This is a genomic window from Vogesella oryzagri (assembly GCF_040148885.1).
GTDB lineage: Bacteria > Pseudomonadota > Gammaproteobacteria > Burkholderiales > Chromobacteriaceae > Vogesella > Vogesella oryzagri.
Genome location: NZ_JBEFLD010000003.1, coordinates 373,677 through 393,294 on the forward strand (window position 1 = coordinate 373,677; position 19,618 = coordinate 393,294).

At 63.9% G+C, this 19,618-nt stretch carries 21 protein-coding genes; 12 read left to right on the plus strand and 9 right to left on the minus strand.

Going from position 1 to position 19,618, the window contains the following annotated elements:
* Positions 1 to 25: 25 nt before the first annotated feature.
* On the plus strand, positions 26 to 856 hold the full coding sequence (locus tag ABNW52_RS06985) for an SDR family NAD(P)-dependent oxidoreductase (RefSeq protein WP_349585777.1): 831 nt from the start codon (positions 26 to 28) through the stop codon (positions 854 to 856).
* Between the two features lie 60 nt (positions 857 to 916).
* On the opposite strand, the gene ABNW52_RS06990 is transcribed toward ABNW52_RS06985, so the two are convergent.
* The gene (locus ABNW52_RS06990; RefSeq protein WP_349585779.1) at positions 917 to 2,137 is read right to left on the minus strand and encodes a response regulator; all 1,221 of its coding nucleotides are present in this window, start codon (positions 2,135 to 2,137) and stop codon (positions 917 to 919) included.
* A gap of 214 nt (positions 2,138 to 2,351) precedes the next feature.
* On the opposite strand from ABNW52_RS06990, the gene ABNW52_RS06995 reads away from it, so the two are divergent.
* A complete protein-coding gene (locus tag ABNW52_RS06995; RefSeq protein ID WP_349585780.1) occupies positions 2,352 to 5,174 on the plus strand; it encodes a valine--tRNA ligase in 2,823 nt (940 codons plus the stop codon).
* A gap of 116 nt (positions 5,175 to 5,290) precedes the next feature.
* Positions 5,291 to 5,908, plus strand: coding sequence for an outer membrane beta-barrel protein (locus ABNW52_RS07000; RefSeq protein WP_349585782.1), 618 nt, complete (start codon positions 5,291 to 5,293; stop codon positions 5,906 to 5,908).
* A 95-nt stretch (positions 5,909 to 6,003) separates the two neighbouring features.
* Here the strand turns inward: ABNW52_RS07000 and ABNW52_RS07005 are convergent, their stop codons facing one another.
* Positions 6,004 to 6,231 carry a hypothetical protein gene (locus ABNW52_RS07005; protein WP_349585784.1) on the minus strand — a complete coding sequence of 76 codons (228 nt, stop codon included), beginning with the start codon at positions 6,229 to 6,231 and terminating at the stop codon, positions 6,004 to 6,006.
* A gap of 224 nt (positions 6,232 to 6,455) precedes the next feature.
* On the opposite strand from ABNW52_RS07005, the gene ABNW52_RS07010 reads away from it, so the two are divergent.
* Positions 6,456 to 7,505 carry an NERD domain-containing protein gene (locus ABNW52_RS07010; RefSeq protein ID WP_349585785.1) on the plus strand — a complete coding sequence of 350 codons (1,050 nt, stop codon included), beginning with the start codon at positions 6,456 to 6,458 and terminating at the stop codon, positions 7,503 to 7,505.
* 135 nt (positions 7,506 to 7,640) lie between these two features.
* On the opposite strand, the gene ABNW52_RS07015 is transcribed toward ABNW52_RS07010, so the two are convergent.
* The 3 genes from ABNW52_RS07015 to ABNW52_RS07025 all read right to left on the minus strand — a co-directional run bounded on the left by ABNW52_RS07015 (position 7,641) and on the right by ABNW52_RS07025 (position 8,999).
* The gene (locus ABNW52_RS07015) at positions 7,641 to 7,769 is read right to left on the minus strand and encodes a hypothetical protein (protein WP_349585787.1); all 129 of its coding nucleotides are present in this window, start codon (positions 7,767 to 7,769) and stop codon (positions 7,641 to 7,643) included.
* Between the two features lie 72 nt (positions 7,770 to 7,841).
* Positions 7,842 to 8,642, minus strand: coding sequence for a substrate-binding periplasmic protein (locus ABNW52_RS07020; protein ID WP_349585789.1), 801 nt, complete (start codon positions 8,640 to 8,642; stop codon positions 7,842 to 7,844).
* A 147-nt stretch (positions 8,643 to 8,789) separates the two neighbouring features.
* Positions 8,790 to 8,999, minus strand: a complete 210-nt coding sequence (locus ABNW52_RS07025) for a glycine zipper 2TM domain-containing protein (RefSeq protein WP_349585791.1) — start codon at positions 8,997 to 8,999, stop codon at positions 8,790 to 8,792.
* A 338-nt stretch (positions 9,000 to 9,337) separates the two neighbouring features.
* Here ABNW52_RS07025 and ABNW52_RS07030 point away from each other — a divergent pair, with 338 nt between their 5' ends.
* Entirely contained in the window at positions 9,338 to 10,219 is an 882-nt protein-coding gene (locus ABNW52_RS07030; RefSeq protein WP_349585793.1) for a dienelactone hydrolase family protein, read from the plus strand.
* 64 nt (positions 10,220 to 10,283) lie between these two features.
* Here ABNW52_RS07030 and ABNW52_RS07035 read toward each other — a convergent pair whose 3' ends face one another.
* From ABNW52_RS07035 to rfbD, 3 genes are all read right to left on the minus strand, one after another.
* Positions 10,284 to 10,724: a hypothetical protein gene (locus tag ABNW52_RS07035; protein WP_349585795.1), complete on the minus strand. Its 441-nt coding sequence runs from the start codon at positions 10,722 to 10,724 to the stop codon at positions 10,284 to 10,286.
* Between the two features lie 52 nt (positions 10,725 to 10,776).
* Positions 10,777 to 11,040, minus strand: a complete 264-nt coding sequence (locus tag ABNW52_RS07040) for a hypothetical protein (protein WP_349585797.1) — start codon at positions 11,038 to 11,040, stop codon at positions 10,777 to 10,779.
* A 153-nt stretch (positions 11,041 to 11,193) separates the two neighbouring features.
* Positions 11,194 to 12,093 (minus strand): dTDP-4-dehydrorhamnose reductase, encoded by a 900-nt coding sequence (gene rfbD, locus ABNW52_RS07045; RefSeq protein ID WP_349585799.1) that lies wholly within the window; start codon positions 12,091 to 12,093, stop codon positions 11,194 to 11,196.
* A gap of 111 nt (positions 12,094 to 12,204) precedes the next feature.
* Here rfbD and ABNW52_RS07050 point away from each other — a divergent pair, with 111 nt between their 5' ends.
* The 7 genes from ABNW52_RS07050 to ABNW52_RS07080 all read left to right on the plus strand — a co-directional run bounded on the left by ABNW52_RS07050 (position 12,205) and on the right by ABNW52_RS07080 (position 18,073).
* On the plus strand, positions 12,205 to 12,576 hold the full coding sequence (locus ABNW52_RS07050; RefSeq protein ID WP_349585801.1) for a VanZ family protein: 372 nt from the start codon (positions 12,205 to 12,207) through the stop codon (positions 12,574 to 12,576).
* A gap of 31 nt (positions 12,577 to 12,607) precedes the next feature.
* Positions 12,608 to 13,903, plus strand: coding sequence for an aminopeptidase P N-terminal domain-containing protein (locus tag ABNW52_RS07055; protein WP_349585803.1), 1,296 nt, complete (start codon positions 12,608 to 12,610; stop codon positions 13,901 to 13,903).
* 21 nt (positions 13,904 to 13,924) lie between these two features.
* Complete coding sequence (locus ABNW52_RS07060; protein WP_349585805.1) at positions 13,925 to 15,088, plus strand: FAD-dependent monooxygenase; 1,164 nt, start codon at positions 13,925 to 13,927, stop codon at positions 15,086 to 15,088.
* Positions 15,089 to 15,148: 60 nt separating this feature from the next.
* Positions 15,149 to 16,303: a UbiH/UbiF family hydroxylase gene (locus ABNW52_RS07065; RefSeq protein ID WP_349585807.1), complete on the plus strand. Its 1,155-nt coding sequence runs from the start codon at positions 15,149 to 15,151 to the stop codon at positions 16,301 to 16,303.
* A gap of 15 nt (positions 16,304 to 16,318) precedes the next feature.
* Positions 16,319 to 17,080 carry a DsbC family protein gene (locus tag ABNW52_RS07070; protein WP_349585809.1) on the plus strand — a complete coding sequence of 254 codons (762 nt, stop codon included), beginning with the start codon at positions 16,319 to 16,321 and terminating at the stop codon, positions 17,078 to 17,080.
* 7 nt (positions 17,081 to 17,087) lie between these two features.
* A complete protein-coding gene (locus ABNW52_RS07075; RefSeq protein WP_349585811.1) occupies positions 17,088 to 17,714 on the plus strand; it encodes an energy transducer TonB in 627 nt (208 codons plus the stop codon).
* A gap of 101 nt (positions 17,715 to 17,815) precedes the next feature.
* Positions 17,816 to 18,073: an acyl-CoA-binding protein gene (locus ABNW52_RS07080; RefSeq protein WP_349585813.1), complete on the plus strand. Its 258-nt coding sequence runs from the start codon at positions 17,816 to 17,818 to the stop codon at positions 18,071 to 18,073.
* An 84-nt stretch (positions 18,074 to 18,157) separates the two neighbouring features.
* Here the strand turns inward: ABNW52_RS07080 and ABNW52_RS07085 are convergent, their stop codons facing one another.
* Positions 18,158 to 19,462, minus strand: coding sequence for a nucleotide sugar dehydrogenase (locus tag ABNW52_RS07085; protein ID WP_349585815.1), 1,305 nt, complete (start codon positions 19,460 to 19,462; stop codon positions 18,158 to 18,160).
* Positions 19,463 to 19,618: the final 156 nt, after the last annotated feature.

Genomic DNA, 19,618 nt, shown 5'->3' on the forward strand with positions numbered 1-19,618 from the left:
GCCCGCTGCGTCAGGTTCACTACTCATGCAAAAAAATATTCTGATTACCGGCTGTTCCAGCGGCATTGGCCTGGATGTGGCCCGTGGCCTGCAGGCGGATGGCTGGCGCGTATTCGCCACCGCGCGGCGCAACGAGGACGTGGCCAGGTTGGCCGCAGCGGGGTTTGCCGATGCGCTGCAGCTGGACGTGGACGACAGCGACAGCATTCGCGCCGCGGTGGCTACGGTGCTGGCGCGCAGCGGCGGCCGGCTGGAGGCGCTGTTCAACAACGCCGGCTTTGGCCAGCCGGGTGCGGTGGAAGACGTGCCGCGCCAGGCCATGCGCGAGCAGTTCGAGACCAATCTGTTTGGCGCCTGGGAGCTGCTGAACACCGTGCTGCCGGTGATGCGTGCGCAGGGCGAGGGGCGGGTGCTGTTCAACAGCTCGGTGCTGGGTTTTGCGGCGATGAAGTACCGTGGCGCCTACAACGCCAGCAAGTACGCGATGGAAGGGTTGTGTGACACACTGCGGCTGGAGCTGGCCGGCACCGGCATCCACGTCTGCCTAATTGAGCCGGGGCCGATCGAAAGCCGCTTCCGCCCCAATGCGCTGCAGAAGTTCCTGCGCAACATCGCCATCGACAGCAGCGCGCATCGCGAGTCGTACCAGCACCAGCTGCTGCGGCTGAAAAAGGAAGGCCACGCCGCGCCGTTTACGCTGCCGGGCACGGCGGTGCTGCGCCAGGTGCAAAAAGCGTTGGCCGCACGCCGGCCGGCGGCGCGCTACCGGGTGACTTTCCCGACCCACCTGTTCTGGTATCTCAAGTGGCTGCTGCCCACCCGGCTGTTGGACTGGGTGCTGGCGCGCGCGGCGTGATGCTGCTCTAAAAGCACAAGGCCGCCCAGTGGGCGGCCTTGTGCGTTATCGGGGCGGCTCTCAGGCGCTGCACACCCGGTTGCGTCCGGCCTGTTTTGCCTGGTACAGCTGGGCATCGGCTTTTTTTAGCAGCTGGCTGACATCCGGCAGGTTGGCCGCCACACCGATGCTGAGGGTGAGCTGCAGCTCGCCGTGGCTGGTGGCAAGAACGGCCGCCGCCACGCGCTGGCGGAATGCTTCCAGCAGTGGCCACGGATCGCCGGCATCCGGCAGCACCACCACAAACTCCTCGCCGCCGAAACGGGCGGTGTTTTCCTGGCCGAAGGTCTCGCGCAGCAGCTCGGCCAGCCAGCACAGCGCCTGATCGCCAACGTCGTGGCCGTAGTTGTCATTGATGCGCTTGAAGTGATCGATATCCAGCATGGCCAGCGCGTACGGCTGCCCCTGGCGCTGGATGCGCTCGAAAAAGCTGCGGCGATTGGGCAGGTTGGTCAGCATGTCCTCGCGCGCGGCTCTGGCCAGCGCGCACAGGTTTTCCACGTACTCGATGTTGCGGGTGACGCGGCAGAAAAACTCTTCGTGATTGAACGGCTTGGTCAGGAAGTCGTCGGCGCCGGCCTTGATGAAGCGGGCGCTCATGCTGGGGTCCTGGCTGCTGGAGATGCCGATGATGGCCAGCTCTTCCGACTTGCGGAAGCGGCGGATCTCGCTGCACAGCCGCACGCCGTTCATGCCCGGCATGTCGTGGTCGGTAAGCACCAGCCGGATGCTGCTGTCGGCGCTCAGGATCGCCAGCGCCGCGTCCCCGTTGGCCGCCTCCACTACTTCATACAACTGGCGGCGCAGTAGCTGCTTGAGGTAACCGCGAATCGCGCTGGAGTCGTCCACTACCAGTACCCGCGAGCCCGGATTGTGTTCGATGCGCCGCAGCATGCGCAGGGTGTATTCGTAGGCGGACGGATTTTCCTTGGGGATGTAATCCACCACCGGTTGCAGCAGTACCTGCTCGCGGGTGGCCAGGTCGTTGCGTGCTGTCAGCACGATGGTCGGCACCTGGCGTTGCAGCAGGTCGGCCAGCGCCTCGCCTTCCGGGGCGTCCGGCAGGCAATAGTCAAGCACGCAGGCCATGAGCGGCTCGCCGGACTGGTCGTTGAGGATGTGCAGCATCTCGCGGCGGCTACTGGCGCACAGCGGGACGTAACCTTCGTTCTCCAGCATGCGCTGCACGGCGCGCAATACGGAGGGGTTGTCTTCAACGAGCAGAACGTGGCGACTGTGCATGGTGTGGTGGTGTCGGAGCTGATGTCTGGGCGACGGTGTGGCCGGCCCGATGGCAAGGTGCCGCTAATATATACAACTATTTACAACTGCGCGGTTGCATCATCACATTTCCCAGCAAACGGCGCTTGATGGCTGGCGGCGCAGACAGGACGGCAGAACGGGATTCGGTTTATAATTTACGCCATTTTTTGCCTCAACAGACCGAATTCACACCATGACCCAGGAACTTGCCAAAAGCTACGAGCCGGGCGACATCGAACGTCGCTGGTACGATCAATGGGAACAGTCCGGCTACTTCCAGCCGCATATGGACAGCACCCAGCCCGCCTTCTGCATCCAGCTGCCGCCGCCCAACGTCACCGGCACCCTGCACATGGGTCATGCGTTCAACCAGACCATCATGGATGGTCTGACCCGCTACTTCCGTATGAAGGGCCACAACACCGCCTGGATTCCAGGTACCGACCACGCCGGCATCGCCACCCAGATCGTGGTGGAGCGCCAGCTGGCCGAGCAGGGCATCAACCGCCACGACCTGGGCCGTGAAGCCTTCACCAGCAAGATTTGGGAGTGGAAAGAGAAGTCCGGCGGCACCATCACCAGCCAGATGCGCCGCGTCGGCTGCTCGGTGGACTGGAGCCGCGAATACTTCACCATGGACGACACCCGCGCCGAAGTGGTGACCGAAGTGTTCGTGCGCCTGTTCGAACAGGGCCTGATCTACCGTGGCAAGCGCCTGTCCAACTGGGATGCCAAGCTCGGTACTGCCATCTCCGATCTGGAAGTGGTATCCGAGGAAGAAGATGGCCACATGTGGCACATCAAGTACCCGGTGGTAGGCAGCGATGAATTCGTTACTGTCGCCACCACCCGCCCGGAAACCCTGCTGGGTGACGTGGCGGTAGCCATCAACCCGAGCGACGAGCGCTACCAGCACCTGCTGGGCAAAATGCTGGAACTGCCGCTGACCGGCCGCCAGATCCCGGTGATCGCCGACGACTACGTCGATGCCGCCTTCGGCACCGGCTTCGTCAAGATCACCCCGGCGCACGACTTCAACGACTACCAGGTGGGCAAGCGTCACGACACCCAGCTGATCAACGTGATGAGCCTGGAAGCGCGCATCCTGGCCAAGGCGCAGATCTTCAGCTTCGACGGCACCGCCCAAGGCACCATCGACCTGCCGGCCGCCTACGCCGGCCGCACCACCGCCGAGGCGCGCAAGGCCATGCTGGCCGACCTGGAAGCCCAGGGCCTGCTGCTGGAAGCCAAACCGCACAAGCTGATGGTGCCGCGTGGCGATCGTACCGGTACCGTCATCGAGCCGCTGCTCACCGACCAGTGGTTCGTGGCGATGAGTAAAGTGGGCGAGGGCGATGCCACTGGCCAGTCCATCGCCGAAAAAGCCATCGAAGCCGTGGCCAGCGGCGAAGTGCGCTTCATCCCGGAAAACTGGGTTAACACCTACAACCAGTGGATGAACAACATCCAGGACTGGTGCATCAGCCGCCAGCTGTGGTGGGGCCACCAGATCCCGGCCTGGTATGACGAAGACGGCAACATCTACGTTGGCCGCAACGAAGAAGAAGTACGCGCCAAGGCACCGGGCAAGACCCTGCGCCGCGAACAGGACGTACTGGACACCTGGTTCAGTTCCGCGCTGGTGCCGTTCTCCACCCTGGGCTGGCCGGAAGACACCCCGGAACTCAACGCCTTCGTGACCAGTAACGTGCTGGTGACCGGTTACGAAATCATCTTCTTCTGGGTTGCCCGGATGATCATGATGACCAAGCACTTCACCGGCAAGGTGCCGTTCCGCGACGTGTACATCCACGGCATGGTGCGCGATCACGAAGGCAAGAAGATGTCCAAGTCCGAGGGCAACGTGATCGACCCGGTGGACCTGATCGACGGCATCGCACTGCAGCCGCTGGTTGAAAAACGCACTACCGGCCTGCGCCGCCCGGAAAAGGCGCCGCAGATCGCCAAGGCCACCGAAAAACTGTTCCCGGACGGCATCCCGGCCTACGGTACCGACGCGTTGCGCTTCACCATGGCCAGCTACGCCACCCTCGGCCGCTCGGTCAACTTCGACTTCAAGCGCGCCGAAGGCTACCGCAACTTCTGCAACAAGCTGTGGAACGCCACCCGCTTCGTGATGATGAACGTGGAAGGCAAGGACTGCGGCCAGGACGAAACCCGGCCGCTGGAATACAGCTTCGTCGACAAGTGGATCATCGGCCGCCTGCAACAGGCCGAGGCCGATGTCACCAACGCGCTGGAAACCTACCGCTTCGACATCGCCGCCCAGGTGATCTACGAGTTCATCTGGAACGAGTACTGCGACTGGTACGTGGAGCTGGCCAAGGTGCAGCTGCAAAACGGTAACGACGCGCAGCAGCGCGCCACCCGCCGCACCATCGTGCGCGTGCTGGAAGTGGCACTGCGTCTGACTCACCCGCTGATGCCGTTCATCACCGAAGAACTGTGGCAGACGGTTGCGCCGCTGGCCAACGCCAAGCACACCGACTCCATCATGGTTGCCGCCTGGCCGGTGGCCGTGCCGGAGAAGATCGATGCCGCCGCTAACGCACGCATGGATGCGTTCAAGGATCTGGTCAACGCCGTGCGCAACCTGCGCGGCGAAATGGGTGTTGGCCCGGCGGTGAAAGCACCGTTGTTCATCGAAACCACCGACGCTAGCCTGGCCGACTTCGTGCCCTACCTGAAGTTGCTGGCACGCATCAGCGAAGGCAGCATCGTTGCCACGCTGCCGGCCGATGACGCTCCGGTAGCGATTTCCGGCGACGCCCGCCTGATGCTGAAGGTGGAAGTGGACAAGGCCGCCGAAACCGCACGTCTGACCAAGGAACTGGGCAAGGTGGAAGCCGAACTGGCCAAGCTGACGGCGAAACTGGAAAAACCGGGCTACATCGACAAGGCCCCGGCGCATCTGGTGGAGCGCGACAAAGCGCAGCTGGCCGATCTCAACGACAAGCTGGACAAGATCAAGGTGCAGCTCGCCAAACTGGCTTGATCCCACTCCTGCCAACAAGGCTGCCGCTTGCGGCAGCCTTGTTTTTGCCCGTTTGTCGGCCACAATGGCTACACCAGGCAGGGCATGACTGACCAACACCTAGCGAAAGCAAAAACATGTACTGCAAGACACTACTTGCCCTGATTGCCTCCCTCTGTACCGGCTCTGCCGTGGCTGCCGAGCAAGGCTGGTATGCCGGCGTGGCGGCCGGTCAGGCACAGACCCACTTTACCGGCCAGGGCCAGCTTTTCTACGATGCCGGCGCCAAGATTTATGGCTTCTCTGCTGCGCAGAAGATTTACGCTGGTTACGCCTTCAATCAGACCGTGAGCGCCGAGTTGGGTTACTTCAATCTGGGGCATTCCCGTTTCTCGGGTACGTCGAATGCTGCACCGGCGCAAGATCGCTTCGGTGCCAAGGGCTTGTCGCTGGCCACCGTGGCAGCCATGCCGGTAAGTGACAAGGTGACGCTGTTCGGCAAGCTGGGCGCGGCGGCGGTTACCAGCAACTACACCTGTGTCGTCAACTGTGCGGGGCTGGAAAACAATGATCACCACGGCATCTACGCCAACTACGGCGTGGGCGCGCGCTACGCGCTGACCCCGGCATTGTCCGCCCGTATCGAGTACGAGCGCTTTGACGGCATGAAGTACGAAACCGGCGGCGGCAGCGGCCGCGCGCACTTCCGCAGCGATACCGATTTGCTGTCGCTGGGCCTGCAGTACGGCTTCTGATCTCCGGCTGCATGTGATGTAAACAAGGTTGGCCGCAAGCAGGTAACTGCTTGCGGCCAACCTTTTCCGTTATCGGGTGTAATCCGTGCGCGTTGCTAAACCAGCTGCCGGGCATGCCACTGCTGCAGATCGGCCGGAATGCCCAGATCCTGCGGGCTGCCGAACGGCGGCCACGATGTTTCGCCGGCGGCCAGTGCCTTGGCGGCGGCTTCCGGGCTGGGGTAGGCGCCCAGCGCTTCGCCCTCATGCATGATGTGGTAGCTGCCATCGAGCGGCACGATCTCGAAGGGGCCGTAGCGGGTGTCGTAAGTCCAGCATTTCATGTTGATGCCCTCCTCATCCTTGATGGTAGTCGTTGCAGTGTGCTTTATCGCATTGCTGTCGCTGGCGGGCGCGTGCCAGCGGTTCAAGGTTGGATGCCAAGCCGGAGTGTGCGGCCAACGTTGACTGACGTTGCCGTGCCTGCCTTGCTTTATGGCAGGTAAATGTCATTAATATATGCTTTACGCCTATAATTTGGGCATCTGCTGTTACCGATGCACACGCCATGATCCTGAAAGAAAAAACCTTCACCGAAGCCCGCGACTGGAAGCAAGCCGCGGGGGATGCCGCCGAGAAAGAGATGGCGTTTTATCTGCGGCGCTATTTTGGCGATGACGCAGAGGTGTACATCCTCAACGATATCCGGCTGGAGATGGATGGCGATGCGGCGCAGATGGATCATGTGCTGATTCATCCTGCCGGGCTGACTATCGTGGAAAGCAAGAGTGTGGCCGGCAAGCTGCAGATGAAGGCCGATGGCGAGTGGCTGCGCTGGTTCGACGACCGTTCCAGTGGCATGGCATCGCCGATTGTGCAGGCTCGGCTACAGGCCGAGTTTCTGCGCAAGTTTTTGCGCCGCATGGCCAAGCAGCCGCAGGTGATTGATGCGCTGTCCATCGACTTCATGATTGCCATTTCCAGCCGTGGCCAGTTCATTCCGCCCAAGGGTGAGACGGTGGCCGAGGTGTGCAAGGCCGATCTGGTTGGCGAGCGCATCCGTGCCAAGGTGGCTGGGGCGATGGCGTTCCCCGCGCCGTATCGCAAGATACTGGGCGAGTACATGGCCAAGATGCATACGCCACGACAAGAGGCCCAGTCGGTGCCCCCAGTGACGCCAAGCACTGCGGTGCAGGCAAACGAGCCGGTGCGCGAGTATGCCGCCACGGTGGTGGAAGTGGTGCTGGCCGAGCCGGCGGTGCCGCTACGCCCACAGGAGAAGGCGCCGGGCTATCGCAATTTCGAGTTCATTGGGGATAAGCTGCGCAAGGTCGGCTTCCTCGACAAGCTGTTGTCGTCAGAGGGTCCGCAAAAGCAGTATTTCACCTGTTGCAAGGGTTGCAGTTCGCAGTTGCTGGAGTTTCGCTATGGCAAGTTCGGCTACTACCTGAAGTGCCGGGATTGCGGCGACAACACCAACATCAAGCTGGATTGCCGGCAGTGCCGGCGGCAGACCAAGCTGCGTAAGGAAGGGGATTTTCTGTTTGTGGAGTGTGCTGCCTGCCAGCTGTCCGAGTTGCTGCATCGTAACGATAAGCCATTGCCGGATCTGGGCTAATGCCGAGGGCGCACAACACCAACGGCGACAGCCCGCCGCGCTGGCATTAACCCGCCAACGCGGGCGTGGCGCCCGCGACAGGAAAACAAAAATGCGGCCAACGTTGGCCGCATTTTCCATGGGGCAAGCGCGTGCTTAGTGCGGGATGATGATAGGCGGCGTTTCCGCCGCGTGTTTTTTCATGTGTCTGGCGGCCCGTTTTTCCTTGGCCGTGTGCATGGCCGGCTTCTTGGCCTCCTTGGTGCTATGTCTGGATTTACTCATGGCGATGCTCCTTGACGCAGGCAGCCGCGGCGTCGCGTCGCAGCTTACCGCCAGTATAGATCGTGGCTGGCGCTATCGCGGGGCGTCATGGTGCTGCCGCGTTGGCTCGGCGGGCGGCGGGTTGGCGCCCAGCCGCTGGTGGAAGGCATGCATGATCTGCTGGTAGCGGCCACTCTGTTTCAAGGCCTGCAGGCCGGTCTCGAACTTCTGCGCCATGATGGCGCCGTCTGGGTGGCGGCGGGAAAAGTTCAGCCAGAAGCCGTCGCGGCTGATGACGCCCACTTTGTACAGCTTGCCCGCGGTGGCGGGGTTGCGGTTGGCGCGCAGGTAGCCGGGCATGGTGTTCAGCAGGATGAAATCCACCCGCCGCGCCAGCAGCATGCTGATCAGGTTGTCGTCGGACAGCGCGGTCACCCGGCGGATGGCCGGCGCGTTCATGAAGTCGCTGGGGTAGGTGTAGCCCTGGGTGATGCCCACCAGCCGCCCGGCCAGCTGTTTCAGGGTGACGGGGGCGTGCGCGGCGGCGGGTTTCAGCGCAAAGATGGCCAGTTCTTCGTGGAACAGCGGGGTCGGGTGCCAGATGAATTGCTGGCGGTTGTCGGCGGTGATGGTGGTGTTGAAGCAGGCGACCGCACTGCCGGTTGCCACCATGTGCAGGCAGCGGGAGAACGGCACGGCGATGAATTTGACCGTGACGTGCTGGCTGGCAAAGATCTCGCGCACCAGTTGCGGGGTCAGCCCTTCCGGCTGGTCGCTGTTGCCCTTGCGTGACGAGTAGGGCGCCCAGTCGTCTTCGGCGGCAATCAGTATGCTTTGGGCGCCGGCCAGCAGCGGGGCGGTGCACAGCAGCATGGTAAGCAGCAGATGGGTCATGACGATATTCCCCGGTGGCAAGGGAAATATAGTGCGCGGCCGCGCGGGCGAGAAAACGGTTTGTAGCATGGGCTGGTGCCGCTGCCGCTAATAGAAAACCGCCGCCACGGGGTGGTGACGGCGGTTTTCCTGTTGCCGGCGGCGGGCTTACTTCACGCCGCCATTGCCGATAATGCCGCCGATGGCAGCACCACCTACGGTACCTGCGGTGCTGCCGTTGGTCAGTACCGAGCCGGCGATACCGCCGACGGCCGCACCGATGGCTGCATTTTGCTGGCGTTGGGTCATGCCGGCACAGCCGGACAGCGAGGCAATCGCCAGTAGTACGAGGGCACTGCGGGTCAGGGTGCTTTGCATGGGGTTCTCCTTCTAACGGCTGGTGTCAGGCAACCAGCGCACAGGTTGGCATCCGGCTATGACCCGGCGTGTTTTCGGTGAGTTCCGGCGCCGGCGGCAGGCGTGGCGAGATTAGCTTTTTGGCATTGTTTGCCGGCATCTGGCCATGCCAATGGCGACGAGGTTGGTCGCACGCCTGACGGTGCTGAATTGGGCGGTTTTTGCCTATGACGGCCAACTTTTTCTATAAAGCGTTGTCTAGCGCCTGTCGCCGCGACGTGCCGGGCTGGCGGCGCTGCTGGCCTGCCCGCCTTGCGTGCTGCGGCCAACCTGTTCCCTTGCTTGCAGAGGAGTTGTCGATGAAGCCGCAATCCCGTCAGCCTGCCTTGTCGCAGGAGGTGATTAATCTGTATGACCAATACACGCATCAGCCGCTGTCGCGCCGGGACTTTGTCGAGCGCCTGGCGCGGCTGGTGGGTGGGGTGGCTGCCGCCTATGCGGTGCTGCCGCTGCTGGAAAACAATTACGCGCAGGCCGAGGTGATCGCAGCCGGTGACAGTCGGCTCAAGGCGGAAGATGTGCAGTTTGGCAGCCGTGCCGGCGTGCCGCTGGCCGGCTACCTGGTGCGCCCGGCGGCGGGCGGCGTCTTGCCGGCGGTGGTGCTGATCCACGAAAACCGTGGGCTGAATCCGCATATCCGCGATGTGGCGCGGCGGCTGGCGTTGGCCGGCTACTGGGTGCTGGCGCCGGACTATCTGTCGCCGCTGGGCGGCACGCCGGCCGACGAAGATCAGGCGCGGGAGCTGTTCGCCAAGCTGGATGGGGCGATGACGGCGGATGTCTCGCTGGTGGCCATGCGCTACCTGCAGGCGAAGGGCAACGGCAAGGTGGGGGCGGTGGGGTTCTGCTGGGGCGGTGGCCAGGTCGGGCAGATGGCGGTGCAGTTTCCGGCGTTGCGCGCCGCGGTGATCTACTACGGCAGTCATCCGGCCGCGGCCGAGGTTGGCCGCATCCAGGCGCCGCTATTGCTGCATCATGCCGGGCTGGATGAGCGCATCAATGCCGGCATTCCGGCATTTGAGGCCGCGATGAAGGCAGCGGGCAAGCCGTACACCCTGTACCTGTATCCGGGGGTGAACCATGCCTTCAATAACGATACCAATGCGGCACGCTATAACCAGGATGCGGCCAACCTGGCCTGGCAGCGCACGCTGGATTTTCTGCAGCGGCAATTAGGCTGAGTCGCCATACATGCACGGCGCCGGTAGCCATCGCTACCGGCGCCGTGTCATTTGCGCTTACGGCCTAGCTGTTGCCCTTGCCGTTGCCGCCCTTGTTGCCGCCGCCATTACCGCCCTTGTTGCCACCTTTATTGCCCGGATTGTCATCCGTGGTGGTGGGGGTGTCGGTAAGGGTGGCTTTCTTGGCCGGTATCGCTGGGCTGACACCCGGAATGGCCGGCGCGGTGCCGGAGCGGGTGGTGACGCGCTGGCCATCAATGGTGAGTTTGGCGCGCACACGGTTCAGGTCACCTTGCGTGATACCCGGCAGGCTAAACAGCTGCTTGCTGCTGGTGAAGGTGACCGGGGTGCCACTAGGTGGGTGGGTGGCATCGTAGATGGTTTGTGCATCGGCCAAGCTGAAGCCGGCGTCTACCAGTTCGGCCACGGTGGCGGTGTTCAGCTCCAGTGCCATGGTTTGCCCGGTCAGGGCCAGCAGGGCCAGAGTCAGTAGCGATTTACGCATGGTGCACTCCTGTTGCGGGGGTACTGCAGTATAGCCCGCCGGGAAAATCGGCTTAGTCGTCGCCGCCCTTGCCGCCGCCGTCATGACCACCGTGATCATGGCCGCCACTATCATGCCCATCGTTGCCGTCCCGGTCTTTGTCGTCTGCGGCGTCGTGCTGCCCATCCTTGCCCTTGTCATCGTTGAGATCATGATTAGGGCCGTCGACACTATCATCGATAATCGTGGTGCTGCCATCCGGATTGGTGGTGTCTGCTGCCAGTACCGGCAGCGCCGGCAGGATCATCAGTGGCAGCAACCAGAGCAGTTTTTTCATGGGCTTCTCCTTGCGTGGCCGATATGGCATTGCGATGTTGGCCAGCTGGGTTATGGGTACGCACTACATTTTTATAGATAGTCGCCGTGGCTTAACCATCGCTTAATGTGCGCCGATTCGCTGCCGCAATCGCTTGGCGGTGTAGCAGGGCTGTCAGCCGCGCCTGGCAGCATCCAGGGTGGCAAACAGCTGGTGGATGCCCTGTTGCCAGCTCGGCAGCTGCAGACCAAAGGCCTGTTGCAGCTTGTGGCAATCCAGCACCGAATACGCCGGGCGCAAGGCCAGTTGCGGGTAGTCGGCACTGGGTATCGGCTGTAGCCCGTCGCCGGGCAGGGTGAGCGGCCACCCCGCTTCGCGGGCGAGACCGATCACGTACTCGGCGTAGTGGTACCAGCTGGTGCAACCCTGGGTGGCGACATGGTAGGTGCCGTACGGCTGCTCGTCGTTGGCCAGCGTGCGTGCCAGCAGCTGGGCGCTGACATCGGCCAGTAGGCTGGCCGGGGTAGGGGTGCCAAACTGGTCGTTCACCACTCGCAGCTGGTCCTTGCTGGCCGCCAGCCGCAGCATGGCCTTGGCGAAGTTGTTGCCATGCACGCCGGCCACCCAGCTGGTGCGCAGGATGAAGTAGCGGGCACCGGCGGCGCGCACCGCTTGCTCTCCCTGCCATTTGCTATGGCCGTACACCGACAGCGGCTTGGCGCTGTCGTCTTCGCGCCAGGCGGTTTCGCCGCTGCCATCGAACACATAGTCGGTGGAGTAGTGCAGCAGCAGCGCATCGTTGGCCGCCGCCCACTCGGCCATGGCGCCCGGCGCGGCGGCGTTGATGGCATGGGCGAGATCGGCCTCGCTTTCCGCCTTGTCCACCGCGGTGTAGGCGGCGGCGTTGACGATCACCTCCGGGCGCTCTGCGTCCAGCCAGGCCAGCACCGCCTGGCGGCTGGCAAGGTTCAGCTGCTGGCGGCCGGGGCAGCGCAGCTCGCCAAACAGGCACAGCGCGCGTTGCAGCTCGAAACCCAGTTGGCCGCTGGTACCGGTTATCAGGATGCGGGGCATGGTGCTTCTTTCTTGGTAATTAAAGGAGGCTGGCGGTTTTCGCATGCAAGTGGGTGCACGGTTGGCTGCTGCAGGGCACAATCCGCACATTTTACGGTGCGGAGAGGTGCGATGCCTGTTTCACGTTACTGGCTGCCGGCCTGGTTGTGGTGGGCGCTATCGGTGTGGTTGTTGCTGCTCAAGCCGGCGGGGACGCCATCCGGCATCCCGTATTTCGACAAGATAGGTCATTTCTGCCTGTTTTTATTGGGCGGCGTGCTGCTGGCCTGGCCGCGCTTGCGGCTGGGAGCGCGTGGCGCGGCGCTGTGGCGGCCTAGCCTGCTGCTGTGCCTGGCATGGGCCGTTGGCTCCGAGCTGGCGCAAGGCTGGCTGACCGCCACGCGCTCGGCCGAGCTGGGCGATGCGCTGGCCGATATGCTTGGCGCTGCGGTGGGCATCATGTTGGCCGCATGTGCCATCGCCTGGCAGCAGCGGCGGGTGTAAACTGGCGCCGTTTTGATTGCAGGTGTTTCGCATGCACCAGAGTCTTGTTGAGCGCCGCCAGCAGCTGCTGGCCGCCATTGGCGACGCAGTCGCCATTCTGCCCACCGCGCCAGAAGCGGTGCGCAATGCTGACGCCCACTATCCCTACCGTGCCGACAGCCACTTTCTGTACCTGACCGGTTTTACCGAGCCGGAGGCCGTGCTGGTGCTGGATGGCCGCCGCGGCAAATCCATGCTGTTCTGCCGGGCCAAGAACCCGGACATGGAAATCTGGGAAGGCTTCCGCCATGGTCCGCAGGCCGCCGCCGAAGCGTTTGCCTTTGACGAGGCCTACGCCATCGACGAACTGGATCAGCGCCTGCCCGAGTTGCTGGCCGACGTGCCGGCGCTGTACTGGCCGCTGGGCCGGGTCACCGCCTGGGATGTGCGCGTGGCGGGCTGGCTGGAAACGGTGCGTGCGCGGGCGCGGCTGGGGGTGGATGCCCCGGCGCAGTTTGGCGATCTGCTGCCGCTGATCGACGAGATGCGGCTGCTCAAGGACGAGCGCGAACAGGCGATACTGCTGCGCGCCGGACAGGTGTCTGCCGAGGCGCATGTGCGTGCCATGCAGGCCACGCGGGCGGGCAAGTACGAGTACGAAATCGAGGCCGAGCTGCTTTATCACTTCGTGCGCAATGGCGCGCGCCAGCCGGCCTACGAAAGCATCGTCGCCGGTGGCGCCAATGCCTGCACGTTGCACTATGCGGCCAACAATGCGCGCCTGAACGAGGGCGAGTTGCTGCTGATCGACGCTGGCTGCGAGTTCATGGGCTACGCCGGCGACATCACCCGCACCTTCCCGGTGAACGGCCGCTTCAGCCAACCGCAGCGCGACCTTTACGAGGTGGTGCTGGCCGCGCAGCTGGCGGCCATCGCCGCGGTACAGCCGGGCGCCACGCTGGACGCGCCGGCCGAGGCCGCGCTGCGCGTGCTGGTGCAGGGCATGCTGGACTACCAGCTGCTGACCGGCAGCGTGGACGGCGTGATCGAGTCCGGCGACTACCGCCGCTTCTACATGCACGGCATCGGCCACTTCCTGGGGCTGGACGTGCACGACGTCGGACTGCGCCGCCCCGGCGGGCAATGGCGCCAGTTCCTGCCGGGGATGTGCACTACCATCGAGCCGGGGCTGTATGTCCGGCCGGACGATCGCGTGCCGGCAGCCTTTCACAACATTGGCATTCGTATCGAAGACAACGTGCTGGTCACCACCACTGGCCACCACGTGTACACCGATGCGGCCCCCAAACGCATAGACGACATCGAGGCGCTGATGCAGGCCAGTTAGTTGGCCGCAGCGTAAGCAAGCATGCAAGCAAACATTCTTCATTCCGACATCGTGATCGTGGGCGGTGGCCCGGTAGGGGCGCTGGCCGCCCTGCGCCTGAAGCAGGCCGGACGCGATGTGTTGTTGATCGAGGCGCGCGCCAAGGATGCCCCGCTGCGCGATGCCCGCGCGCTGGCGCTGTCGTGGTACAGCCGCGAGCAGCTGGCGGCGGCCGGCGCCTGGCCGGACAGCCTGCCGGCCACCGATATCGACACCGTGCACGTGTCGCAGCAGGCCGCCTGGGGCCGTACGGTGATCAGCCGTGACGACCTGGCGTTGCCGCACCTGGGCGCGGTGGTGGACTACCCGGTGCTGGCCGCCAGCCTGGGCGATGCGCTGCAGCAGCAGGGCGTGGCAGTGTGCTGGCAGCACAAGGTTACCGCGGTGCAGTCGCTGGCGCGCTACGCCAGCCTGACGGTGGAAGACGCCGCCGGCCAGCGCCGCCAGTTGACGGCGCGGCTGGTGGTGCTGGCCGAGGGCGGTGCGCTGGCGGAAACCCTGCCGGGCATTCGCCGCCATGTGCACGATTACCAGCAGAGCGCACTGCTGGCCGAGGTGACCGCCAGCCTGCCGCATGAGCATATCGCCTATGAGCGCTTTGCCGATGATGGCCCGTTTGCGCTGTTGCCGCATGGCAAAGGCATGATGCTGGTGTGGACGCGCACGCCGGCCGAGGCGCAGCGCCTGCACGATGCCGATGAGGCCACGGTGCTGGCCGAGCTGCAGCAGGCATTTGGCGAGCGGCTGGGGTCGTTCCGGGCCATCGGCGCACGCACGGTGTTTCCGCTGCTGCTGCGCCAGCTCAACCGCGTGGTGTCCGGGCGGGTGGTGATGATCGGCAATGCCGCGCAGACCATGCATCCGGTGGCGGCGCAGGGCTTCAACCTGGGGCTGCGCGATGCGGTCGGCCTGACCGAGCTGGTCGCCGCCGCGGCCGATCCGGGCGATGCCGCCGTGCTGCGCCGCTATGCCGCCCAGCGCCGCATGGACAGCCACGCGGTGGTGGGCTTTACCCACGGGCTGATCCGGCTGTTCGATGGCGCACATCCGCTGGTGAAGACCCTGCGTGGCGCCGGCATGAACATGCTGGACAGCCTGCCGCCGTTGCGCAAACGCTTCGCCGGCCATCTGGTGTTTGGCGTGTAAACTGCCGTAAACCGAGCGCGTGCGGCCAACCTTGGCCGTCATCGTTGCCATTAGGGAATCATGAGCACTTCATTTGATGTCGTTATCGTCGGCGGCGGCCTGGTTGGTGCGGCGCTGGCGCTGGCGCTGGACAAGCAGGGTCGCCGCGTCGCACTGGTAGAAGGCCAGGTAGCGCGCTTCGACAGCCTGCAGCAGGGCTGGGATGCGCGGGTATATGCCATCAGCCCCGCCAACCGCCGTTTTATCGAAAGCCTGGGTGTGTGGCCGGAGATGGCCCGCATCGGCACCATCGCCGGCATGGATGTGCGCGGCGACCAGGGCGGGCGCATCGCGTTCTCCGCCGCGGATGCCGGTGCCGAGGCGCTGGCGTGGATCGCCGAAAACCGCTGGCTGCTTGCCGCCTTGTGGCAGCAATTGCAAACCGCCAGCGGTGTCGAGCTGCTGGAAGGCGTGCGGCCAACCTGTCTCCGGCATTCGCCCAAATCCGCGGAATTGCAGTTGGAAGACGGCCGCGTGCTGCAGACCAGGCTGCTGGTGGGTGCCGATGGCGCCAACTCCTGGGTGCGCCAGCAAAGCGGTATCTCCGCCGAGGTCAAGCCGTATGGCCAGAGCGGCGTGGTGGCCAATTTCGCCACCGAGCAGCCGCATGGCGACATTGCGCGGCAGTGGTTTCTGGGCGATGGCATCCTGGCCTGGCTACCGCTGCCGGGCAACCGTATTTCCATCGTGTGGTCCACGCCGCAGCCGGAGCCATTGCTGGCGCTGCCGGCGGAACGTTTTGCCGCCGTGGTGGCCGAAGCCGGTGGGCAGGCGCTGGGCAAGCTGGAGGTGCTGACCCCAGCGGCGGCCTTCCCGCTGCGGCTGTTGACGCCGCAGCACGTGATCGCCGAGCGGGTGGCGCTGGTGGGCGATGCCGCCCATACCGTGCACCCGCTGGCCGGACAGGGCGTCAACCTGGGGTTTCAGGATGCCGCCCGGCTGGCCGCCATCATCGCCGAGGGCAAGGATCCGGGCGAATGGCTGGCGCTGCGCCGTTACGAACGCGGCCGCAAGGAAGCGGTACGCACCATGCAGCTGACCTGCGACACGCTGTTTGGCCTGTTCCACGCCAAGGAACTGCCGGGCATTGCCTGGCTGCGCAACACTGGCCTCAACCTGACAAATCGTCTGCCGCTGCTCAAGCGGCAGCTGGCCCGCCATGCGGTGGGCTTTTAACTGAAAAGGATTGCAATGAAGCTCCGTCTTCCCCAGTTGGCCATCATTCCGCTTTGCCTGTCACTGCTGGCTTGCACCGCGTCCGCAGCCGATGAGACGCCGGATTCGGTGCGCGCCACCTTCAAGAGCAAGTTCCCGCAGCATGACATCACCAGCGTGCAGTCGGCGCCGGTAGCCGGACTGTATGAAATCGTGGTCAAGATGAAGCGTGGCGCACGCGAGGAATACACCATCGTGTACGCCGATGCCAAGGTGGAACATCTGCTGACCGGCGACCTGATCGATACCAAGACCCGTCAGAGCCTCACCGAAGGCCGGCTGGAAGAACTGAATCAGGTGAAATTCGACTTCAACGCGCTGCCGCTGGACAAGGCAATCAAGGAAGTGCGTGGCAAGGGCGATCGCAAGCTGGCGGTGTTCTCCGATCCGGACTGCCCGTTCTGCAAGCGTCTGGAGCAGGATGCGTTGTCCAAGCTGGATAACGTCACCATCTACACCTTCCTGTACCCACTGGCGCAGCTGCACCCGGATGCCCCGCGCAAGGCCGCGCAGATCTGGTGCAGCAAGGACCGTGCCGCTACCTGGACCGCGGTGATGCGCAATGGTGCCAAGCTGCCGGCCGGCAATGCCAACTGCAGCACCCCGCTGGCCGAGTTGGCCGCACTGGGCGAGAAACTGGGCGTGGCCGGGACGCCGGCACTGTTTCTCCCTAATGGGCGGATGATCTCCGGTGCCGTGCCGGTGGAAACCATCGAAGCCGCATTCAAGGCCAAGTAAGCGCGGCATGCCCGCCTGGTTGGTAAATTCCCGGCCGCTGCTGGCCAGTGCCTTGCTGGTACTGACTGCGCATGCGGCCTTGCTGTTGCTGCCGCTGGCGCCAGCCGGGCAGAGCAGCGGCGCGCGCGTACTGGCGGTGACGCTGGCCAGTGCCGAGCCTGCACCGCCGGTATCGCCAGCTGAGGTGCCCGAGCTGCCAGTGACCGTACCGACATCCTTCGAGGAGGCGTCGGCACCGCCAGCCTCGGCGCCTGTGGAGGTCGCCACTTCCGCTTCGCAGCCGGTGGCGGAGGCGCCGCTGATGATGGCGCCGGCTTCTGCGGCTACCGGTGCGCTGCCGGGGCTGGCACTGGATCCGTATTACTCGGCCAGCGAGCTGGACGTGCTGGCGGCACCCATCGGTCAGCTGCTGCTGGATTATCCGGCAGGCAGCCCCGAGCAGCTGCAATTGCTGCTCTACATCAGCCGCGATGGCGGGGTGGACCGGGTGGAGGTGACATCCGGCAATGGGGACAGTGACTATGCACGTTTTGTGGTGGCGACCTTCCAGCAGGCGCACTTCATGCCGGCGCAAAAGGGTGGCGTACCGGTACGCAGTCGCAAGCGCATTCAAGTAGCGTTGCAACCGCATTAAACGATCGTTTCATGGTAAATTTGGCCAGCCGGGGCTACCGGCGGGCTAATACAACATCAACCAGGAGCGAGGTTTCGTTCCGCAGTGCGAAGGATAAACATATGTCCGACCTGAATACCCTGTTCGAACAGGCACAAAAAGATGTCACCACCCTGGCCGAGCGCCCGGACAACCAGACCCTGCTGCAGTTGTACGCGCTGTTCAAGCAGGCCACCGATGGTGATGTGCAGGGCGAACGCCCGGGCATGATGGATTTCATCAACCGCGCCAAATACGACGCGTGGGACAAACTGAAAGGCCAGACCGGTGAGCAGGCGATGCAGGCCTACGTGGACCTGGTGAAGTCGCTGTTGGCCTGATGACGGGCCAGCCGTGGCGACCGCCGCGGTCAATAAAAAAGCCGGATCATGTGATCCGGCTTTTTTGTGCGTAGCGGTGGGGGCTTAGGCCTTCACCACGTTGGCCACAGGCTGCAGGTACTTGCCGCGGCTGTCCACGATCAGTTGCGCATGTTGCTGCAGCTGGGCGTAGTCGAACTTGTCGTGGTCGGTGGCCAGTAGTACGCAGTCGTAGCCAGCGATGCTGTCGGCAGTCAGCGCCACGCTGGACAGCTCGAAATGGTGCTCGCGCATCTTCGGGAACACCGGTACGTGCGGATCGCTGTAGCTGATGTCGGCGCCCAGGTCGCGCAGTTTTTCCATCAGGAACACCGACGGGCTTTCGCGCATGTCGTCCACGTTCTTCTTGTAGGCAATGCCCAGCACCAGGATCTTGCTGCCGTTGATCGCCTTCTTGCGCTCGTTCAGCGCGGCGGCCACCTTGCTGATCACATAGTCCGGCATCGACGAGTTCACTTCGCCGGCCAGTTCGATGAAGCGGGTGTGCACGCCGTATTCGCGCGCCTTCCAGGTCAGGTAGAACGGGTCGATCGGGATGCAGTGGCCACCCAGGCCCGGGCCCGGGTAGTAGGGCACGAAGCCGAACGGCTTGGTGGCGGCGGCACGGATCACTTCATGAATGTCGATGCCCATCTTGTCGGCCACGATCTTCATCTCGTTCACCAGGCCGATGTTCACCGCGCGGTGGATGTTCTCCAGCAGCTTGGTCATCTCGGCGGCGCGGGTGGACGACACCGGCACTACCTTGTCGATCACCGCGCTGTACAGCGCCACACCGATTTCCTGGCAGGCCGGGGTCACGCCACCGCAGACCTTGGGAATGGTGCGGGTGGTGAAATTGGGGTTGCCCGGGTCTTCACGCTCCGGCGAGAACACCAGGAAGGCGTTGTCGCCCACCTTGAAGCCGCGCGATTCGATGCGCGGCAGCAGCTCTTCGTCGGTGGTGCCAGGGTAGGTGGTGGATTCCAGCGACACCAGGTGGCCGGCACGCAGGTGCGGCACCAGGCTGTCGATGGTGCCCAGCACGAAGGACATGTCCGGCTCGCGGTACTTGTTGAGCGGGGTGGGTACGCACAGGATCAGCGCATCGGCTTCCGGCGCACGGCTGAAGTCGGTGGTGGCCTCGAAACCGGCGGCGCGGGCGCTGGCAATGCTGTCGCTGCTGATGTGCTCGATATAGCTCTTGCCGGCGTGCAGGGCATCGACCTTGCGCTGGTCGATGTCGAAGCCCAGTACCTTGAAGCCCACTTCATTGAAACGCAGCATCAGCGGCAGGCCGACGTAGCCCAGGCCCACGATGCCGATGACCGCAGATTTGTCTGCAATCTTCTTCAGGAACGCGTCTTTCACGTTGCTCAACTTTCTTGGGAAATGGCTGCGGCCAACCAGTGGGTGGGCCGCCAAAATTAACCGGGGGATTTTACAGGCAAACTGGCCGATAGGGGAGTCGCCGTGTGTTGATTTGTAACAACATTGAAATGATGAATTGCTATGTTTAGGCAGGAG

What these genes read in the sequence shown, in the direction of transcription:
- ABNW52_RS07025 (WP_349585791.1), bottom strand. Translation starts at nt 8,999, where the DNA reads ATGCAAAGCACCCTGACCCGCAGTGCCCTCGTACTACTGGCGATTGCC.
- ABNW52_RS07070 (WP_349585809.1), top strand. Translation starts at nt 16,319, where the DNA reads ATGAAGCTCCGTCTTCCCCAGTTGGCCATCATTCCGCTTTGCCTGTCA.
- ABNW52_RS07015 (WP_349585787.1), bottom strand. Translation starts at nt 7,769, where the DNA reads ATGAGTAAATCCAGACATAGCACCAAGGAGGCCAAGAAGCCGGCCATG.
- ABNW52_RS07055 (WP_349585803.1), top strand. Translation starts at nt 12,608, where the DNA reads ATGCACCAGAGTCTTGTTGAGCGCCGCCAGCAGCTGCTGGCCGCCATT.
- ABNW52_RS07005 (WP_349585784.1), bottom strand. Translation starts at nt 6,231, where the DNA reads ATGAAATGCTGGACTTACGACACCCGCTACGGCCCCTTCGAGATCGTG.
- ABNW52_RS07030 (WP_349585793.1), top strand. Translation starts at nt 9,338, where the DNA reads ATGAAGCCGCAATCCCGTCAGCCTGCCTTGTCGCAGGAGGTGATTAAT.
- ABNW52_RS07035 (WP_349585795.1), bottom strand. Translation starts at nt 10,724, where the DNA reads ATGCGTAAATCGCTACTGACTCTGGCCCTGCTGGCCCTGACCGGGCAA.
- ABNW52_RS07080 (WP_349585813.1), top strand. Translation starts at nt 17,816, where the DNA reads ATGTCCGACCTGAATACCCTGTTCGAACAGGCACAAAAAGATGTCACC.
- ABNW52_RS06985 (WP_349585777.1), top strand. Translation starts at nt 26, where the DNA reads ATGCAAAAAAATATTCTGATTACCGGCTGTTCCAGCGGCATTGGCCTG.
- rfbD (WP_349585799.1), bottom strand. Translation starts at nt 12,093, where the DNA reads ATGCCCCGCATCCTGATAACCGGTACCAGCGGCCAACTGGGTTTCGAG.
- ABNW52_RS07010 (WP_349585785.1), top strand. Translation starts at nt 6,456, where the DNA reads ATGATCCTGAAAGAAAAAACCTTCACCGAAGCCCGCGACTGGAAGCAA.
- ABNW52_RS06995 (WP_349585780.1), top strand. Translation starts at nt 2,352, where the DNA reads ATGACCCAGGAACTTGCCAAAAGCTACGAGCCGGGCGACATCGAACGT.
- ABNW52_RS07000 (WP_349585782.1), top strand. Translation starts at nt 5,291, where the DNA reads ATGTACTGCAAGACACTACTTGCCCTGATTGCCTCCCTCTGTACCGGC.
- ABNW52_RS07060 (WP_349585805.1), top strand. Translation starts at nt 13,925, where the DNA reads ATGCAAGCAAACATTCTTCATTCCGACATCGTGATCGTGGGCGGTGGC.
- ABNW52_RS07075 (WP_349585811.1), top strand. Translation starts at nt 17,088, where the DNA reads ATGCCCGCCTGGTTGGTAAATTCCCGGCCGCTGCTGGCCAGTGCCTTG.
- ABNW52_RS07050 (WP_349585801.1), top strand. Translation starts at nt 12,205, where the DNA reads ATGCCTGTTTCACGTTACTGGCTGCCGGCCTGGTTGTGGTGGGCGCTA.
- ABNW52_RS07020 (WP_349585789.1), bottom strand. Translation starts at nt 8,642, where the DNA reads ATGACCCATCTGCTGCTTACCATGCTGCTGTGCACCGCCCCGCTGCTG.
- ABNW52_RS07065 (WP_349585807.1), top strand. Translation starts at nt 15,149, where the DNA reads ATGAGCACTTCATTTGATGTCGTTATCGTCGGCGGCGGCCTGGTTGGT.
- ABNW52_RS07040 (WP_349585797.1), bottom strand. Translation starts at nt 11,040, where the DNA reads ATGAAAAAACTGCTCTGGTTGCTGCCACTGATGATCCTGCCGGCGCTG.
- ABNW52_RS06990 (WP_349585779.1), bottom strand. Translation starts at nt 2,137, where the DNA reads ATGCACAGTCGCCACGTTCTGCTCGTTGAAGACAACCCCTCCGTATTG.